Below are 611 nucleotides of genomic sequence, written 5' to 3'. Positions count from 1 at the left end.
GCAGACGCAGGCCGCGGCGCACGAGCTCCGGTTGCGCTGCTGCCAGATCGACGACATTAGCGTGGCCGAGAAAATCCGGCGCCGCCAGCAGGTGGATATGCAGGCTGTGCGACTCGATCCACTCGCCGCAATAAAACAGCTGGCGCATGGCAGCCACCCACGCGCTGGGCACGACGCCCAGGATGGCTTCGAGGGCCTGCACCGCGCTCATCTGGTAGGCCACCGGGCAGATGCCGCAGATGCGCGCCACCATGTCGGGAATTTCCATGAAATGGCGCCCTTCAAGAAACTTCTCGAACAGCCGCGGCGGCTCGAAGATGCGCAGCTTCAGCTCCTCGATGACCCCCTCGGCGATACGCAGATCCAGGGCGCCTTCGCCCTCCACCCGTGTCAAAACCGGGATGTGCAGCGCCAGCGTGCGCGATTCACTCACGCTCGGGATCCTGGTAGCGGCGGCTGGCTTCACGAAAAGGCTGGGCGGCAGGCGTGATGAACAGAAAGCGCCGTGCGATATCCTCCCTGCGCAACCCGAGGTCTTCGAAGCGCCGCGCCAGAGCGGCGGTATTGGGCAGTCCGGCGGGGCCGAAGCAGCCGTAGCAGGCGCGCCCGAC

The 611-nt window shown here is 66.1% G+C and carries 1 protein-coding gene and 1 pseudogene; both read right to left on the bottom strand.

Annotated features, from left to right (window positions below; translation table 11 throughout):
• The coding region (locus ACP5MM_RS09840) for a nickel-dependent hydrogenase large subunit (protein WP_427934536.1) at positions 1-433 on the bottom strand (433 nt) is incomplete at its 3' end.
• Positions 426-611: pseudogene (locus ACP5MM_RS09835) on the bottom strand (sulfhydrogenase subunit delta); the annotation flags it as partial. The pseudogene ACP5MM_RS09835 and the gene ACP5MM_RS09840, both read right to left, overlap by 8 nt.

The organism is Acidithiobacillus sp. (assembly GCF_049965315.1).
GTDB lineage: Bacteria > Pseudomonadota > Gammaproteobacteria > Acidithiobacillales > Acidithiobacillaceae > Acidithiobacillus_B.
The sequence above is the reverse complement of the archived record's forward strand: the minus strand, read 5'-3'. Positions and strand labels throughout refer to the sequence as shown.